This is a genomic window from Streptomyces sp. CO7 (genome assembly GCF_053474865.1).
The window spans coordinates 161998-166824 of the sequence record NZ_JBRIOU010000004.1; the positions used below are offsets into that span (position 1 = coordinate 161998).

Below are 4827 nucleotides of genomic sequence, written 5' to 3' on the forward strand. Positions count from 1 at the left end.
CCTCGACGACGACGGTCCGCGGCCGGGGGTCGTCGGGGGCGGTCAGCGGGGTGGCGTGGGTCTCCACCACCGAGGTGCTGCCCTCCCCCTCGGTGATGTGCATGACGACCGTGCGCGGCTCGGGCGCGGTGAACTCCGCGCGGACCGGCACCACCAGACGGTCGGTCACCCGGAAGGAGACGTCGACGACGAAGGCGTCGTCGTCCTCCCCCACGGGCGGCCGGGCGACCGTCAGGTCGACGAACGAGTAGGGGTGGAACCAGGAGCCGTGCCAGGGGTCGAGCCGGTTGGCGACCACGTCCTCCGGCTCGCACCGCCCGACGCCCGTGTACACGGAGTCCACCCCGGCGCCCTCGGCCGGGCGCGCCGGGACGACGGGGCGCTCCGTCGGCTCCTCGCCGCCCGCCCGGTCGAGCCTCACCCACACCAGCACGCCGTCGTCGTGCACCGGGTACGGCTCCCACCCCGCGGTCGGGCCGCCCTTCAGGGCCAGGCCGTGCCAGTGGCACACGAGGGTCCCGCAGACCACCCGGCTGTCCCGCAGCGGGGCGCCCAGGTGCGGGCACACACCAGGTCCGGCCCGCAGTTCGCCGTCCTCCGCCCGCCAGAGCACCACCTCCACCCCGGCGACGGTCCGGCCGTAGGGGCGGTCCCCGGCGCGCACGCCGCGGGAGGAGCCGACGACGTACCAGTTGCCGGAGGGGCGGGCCGAGGCCCGCTTCAGCGCCTCGGCGATCAGGCCGGGGCGCGCGTCGCGCCAGGTCGGCGTCTGGGACGCCCAGTCCGACCGGCGGCGGCGCCGCAGGGGGGACGTCCAGCCGTCGCGGTCCGCTCGGTCGCTCACCTCACGGCTCCTTTCACAGGGTGTTCGGCCACGGGGCTTCCGGCCGGGCTCCCGGCGGGGAGCGCCCCGCCCGGGCGGGGCGCGCGGCGTGCGGTGCGGGCGCGGGCGTGGGCGCGCGCACCGACGACGCCCGCGATCCCGGCGGCCGCGGTGGCGGCGCGCCGCCCGGCGGAAACCACGGCGCGGCGGTGCAGCACCCGGTACTCCTGTCCGGCGATCACGTCGAGGATGCCGCCGTAGAGGACGAACGCGGCGCGGACGCAGGGCCGGGTGAGCGGGTCGAGGAGCGCGATGCCGGGTTCCGCCGCGCGGTACACCTTCCTGGTCAGCTCCTCCGCGGCGACCATGGCGGCCCGGATCCGCGGGTCGGTGCGGCCGGTACGGCGGCTCCACTCCAGCAGCGGCCGGTCCACGCCGTGGGAGGCGAGGAGATCGGCCGGCAGGTAGATCCGGCCGCGGTCCAGGTCCTCGCCGACGTCCCGCAGAAAGTTGGTGAGCTGGAACGCCTCGCCCAGGGCCGCCGCGTACGGCGCGGCCTCCTCGCGGGGCCCGACCGTGCCGAGCACGGGCAGCACCTGCAGGCCGATCACCGCGGCCGACCCGTGCATGTAGGCCCGCAGGTCGCCGTAGGTCGGGTAGTCGGTGACGTGCAGGTCGCTGCGCATCGAGGCGAGGAAGTCGGCGAACAGGCCGTGGTCGATGGCGTACCGCTCGGCGGTGTCGGTGACCGCCTTGACCACCGGGTCGTCCCCCTCGCCGGTGCGCAGCGCCCGCGCGAGGTCGTCCTCGAGGCGGCGCAGCGCCCGGTCGCGGTCCTCGCTCGTCGCGGTGGCGCCGAGGTCGTCCACCAGGTCGTCGGCCCGCCGGGCGAAGCCGTACAGGGCGTGCACGGCGGGCCGGCGCTCGACGGGGAGGAGGCGGGTGGCCAGGAAGTAGGTCCTGCCGTGCCGGGCGTTGAGCGTGCGGCAGCGGGTGTAGGCGTCGCGCAGCGCGGGATCGGTGATCCGCGCCGCGTCCAGTTCACGGCGCGTCATGGACACCTGCCGGGGTCGGCGGGACGGCTCGGCCGCCGCGCGGTGCGGAGGGGATGTGCACGGAGGTCCTGCGGACGGTCGGGCCGGTGACCCGGGCGGCGGCGAGCTTGCCGCTGATGAGCACCGTGGGCACGCCGACGCCGGGGGTGGTGCCGCAGCCGGCGAGCACCACGTTCTCCGCCCCGCGCACCAGGTTGCGGGGCCGGAACGGGCCGGTCTGGGCGAAGGTGTGGGACACCGAGAAGGGGCTGCCGTCCGCGTGTCCCTGCGCCGCCCAGTCCAGCGGTGTCACCAGCATCTCCTCCTGGACGCTGCCGGCGAACCCGTCGAGTCCGCGGCGCTCGAGTTCGGCGACCAGGCTGTCCCGGTAGCGGGGGCCCAGGGTGTGCCAGGCGGCCGCGGAGGGGCCGACGGCGGTGTTCGGGCAGGGCGCCAGGACGTAGTGGAGGTGCCGGCCGGGCGGGGCGAGCCCGGGGTCGTGCGTGGTGGGCCGGGTGATGAGCAGGGAGGGGTCGCTCATCAGCTGCCCGGAGCGGGTGAGTTCCTCGAAGGTGTCCTCCCAGGCGTGGCCGAAGGACAGGGTGTGGTGGGCGAGCGAGTCCCAGGTGCGGTCCGTCCCGGCGTGCAGGACGACGGCGGACGGCGAGTGGCGCAGCCGTACCGGGCGTCGCGGGGCGCGTCCCAGCAGGTCGTGCGCCGCGGGGAGTTCGCAGGTCAGCACGACGGCGTCGCAGGCGATCCGCTCGCCGGAGGCCAGCCGCACGGCGCGGACCCGGCCGGCGGCGCGTTCCAGTTCGGTGACCTCCGAGGACCAGCGCAGCTCGGCGCCCGCCTTCCGCGCCGCGTCCGCCATCCCGCGGGGCAGCGCGTGCATGCCGCCCTTGGGGAACCAGACGCCGGCCACGGTGTCCATGTAGGCGATCACCGCGTAGGCGGCGAGGGCCCGGGCGGGCGCGACGCCCGCGTACAGGGCCTGGAAGGAGAAGACGCGGCGCAGCCGGGGGTCGTCGATGAACCGGCCGATGCGGCGGTCCAGGCGTCCGAAGCCGCCGAGCGCGGCGAGCCGGGCCAGGTCCGGGTGGAGCAGCTGGAAGGGGGAGTCGAAGTTGGTGTCGATGAAGCGCCGCATCTGGGCCCGGTAGAGCCGCTCCAGCCAGTCCCGCAGCCTGCGGTAGCCGTCCGCCTCGGCCGGTCCGGCGAAGCGCCTGACCTCGTCCTCCATGGCCGCGCCGTCGGTGTGCACGTCGAGCGCGCTGCCGTCGGCGAAGCTCGCCCGGTAGGCCGGGTGCAGGGGCGTCAGTTCGACGTGGTGGCGCAGGCTGTCGCCCACCGCGGCGAAGGCCTCGTCGGCCAGGTGCGGCATGGTCAGCACGGTGGGGCCGGTGTCGATCTCGTACCCGCCGAGGCGGGCCCGGCCGGCCCGGCCGCCGGGTCCGTCCTCGCGTTCGACGAGGGTGACGCGGCGTCCCGCGCCGAGCAGGTGCAGGGCGCAGGCGAGACCGGACAGGCCGGCGCCCACCACGACGACGTGGTCCGTGGGACCCGGTACCGTCCTCATGCCTCCTCCCCGGTGACGTCGGCGGAGTCGAGGGAGACGCCCGCGGCCCGCTCGACCAGGGCGGCGAACTCGCGCCGGACGGCGGGGTGGGCGCCGGTGCTGCCGAAGTGCCGCAGGGCGTCCTGGGCCAGCTCCCCGATCCGCGACTCGACGGCCTTGCGCGCCCCGGTGCGGGTCAGCGCGGCCCGCATCCGCCGCAGGTCCTGCTCGGTGCCGGCCGGCGCGCCGACGGCGAGCGCCGCGGCGGCCTCGGTGTCGCCGGTGGCCTCGGCGAGGCGGACGCCGGCGGCGAGCAGGCAGGTGAGCTTGCGGGTGCGCAGGTCGTCGTCGGCGGGCTTGCCGGTGAGGGCGGGGTCGCCGAACGCGCCGAGCAGGTCGTCGCGGAGCTGGAACGCCAGTCCGGCGCTGCGGCCCGCGCGGCGCAGCGCCTCGGTGGCGTCCGCCTCCGCCCCGGCCAGGGTGGCGCCGAGCGCGAGGGGGCGCTCGACCGTGTACAGGGCGCTCTTGAGGGTGGCGACGGTCATCGCCTCGTCCATCCCGGACGCCCCGGTGGTCTGCGCGTGCAGGTCGCGGTACTGGCCGGCCACCATCTCGCCGCGCATGGCCCGCCATTCGCGCAGCAGCCGGCGGCCGTGCGGGGAGCCGAGGGCGGTCTCCGTCATCAGGTCGTCCGCCCAGGCGAGGGCGAGGTCCCCGGCGAGCACGGCGGCGGACAGGGCGAAGGCCGCGCCGGAGCCGCCGGACGCGCGGGCGGCCGTCGTGGCGCGGTGCAGTTCGGCGAACTCCACGTGCAGGGCCGGGGCGCCGCGGCGCAGCGCGGAGCCGTCCATCACGTCGTCGTGGATCAGCGCGCACGCCTGCAGCAGCTCCAGGGCCGCGCCGGTGCGCAGGACCGGCGTCGGGTCACCGGTGCCGCCGGCGGCCTGCCAGCCGCACCAGGCGAAGGCGGCGCGCATCCGGCGGCCGCCGCGCCGGACGAACGCGGCGAGACGGTCGGCGACGTCGCGCGCGTACACGGGGTCCGTGTCGCGGGCGCGGGCCAGCGCGTCGTCGAGCACGTCCGCGAGTTCCGCCTCGACCGCCCGGACGGCCTCACGGGCCGTGGGCGGACCTCCGGGCGGCCTGGCCGGTTCGGCCACCGCGAGCCGCAGTCCCAGCATGCGCAACCCCTCTTCACTCTCGGTCACCTGCATACCTGTGCTTCGGCCGAGGGATGGTGAATGGATGCGCTGATTCCTTCCCGCTCCGGACCCTTCCGGCGGGCCAGGTCACCCCACCGGCCCTATACGCGCGCCCGAACGGTCCGCGGCAGGCGGGGGAGGCGGGGCCGCTCACCGGACGGGGACGCACGGCGGCCCCGCGCGGCGGTGACGCCGGACGGGGCCGAGGTG

Annotated in this window: 4 protein-coding genes; all 4 read right to left on the reverse strand. The window is 76.9% G+C overall.

From position 1 onward, the window contains the following. On the reverse strand, positions 1-844 hold an 844-nt coding region (locus ACOV8S_RS13440), incomplete at its 3' end, for a DUF5914 domain-containing protein (RefSeq protein WP_448318058.1). Then, the gene (locus ACOV8S_RS13445; protein WP_448318059.1) at positions 841-1878 is read right to left on the reverse strand and encodes a phytoene/squalene synthase family protein; all 1038 of its coding nucleotides are present in this window, start codon (positions 1876-1878) and stop codon (positions 841-843) included. The genes ACOV8S_RS13445 and ACOV8S_RS13440, both read right to left, overlap by 4 nt. After that, a complete protein-coding gene (locus ACOV8S_RS13450) occupies positions 1865-3436 on the reverse strand; it encodes a phytoene desaturase (protein WP_448318060.1) in 1572 nt (523 codons plus the stop codon). Before ACOV8S_RS13450 ends, ACOV8S_RS13445 begins: the two co-directional genes overlap by 14 nt. Then, the gene (locus ACOV8S_RS13455; protein ID WP_448318849.1) at positions 3433-4596 is read right to left on the reverse strand and encodes a polyprenyl synthetase family protein; all 1164 of its coding nucleotides are present in this window, start codon (positions 4594-4596) and stop codon (positions 3433-3435) included. The genes ACOV8S_RS13450 and ACOV8S_RS13455 overlap by 4 nt, the downstream gene beginning before the upstream one ends. Positions 4597-4827: the final 231 nt, after the last annotated feature.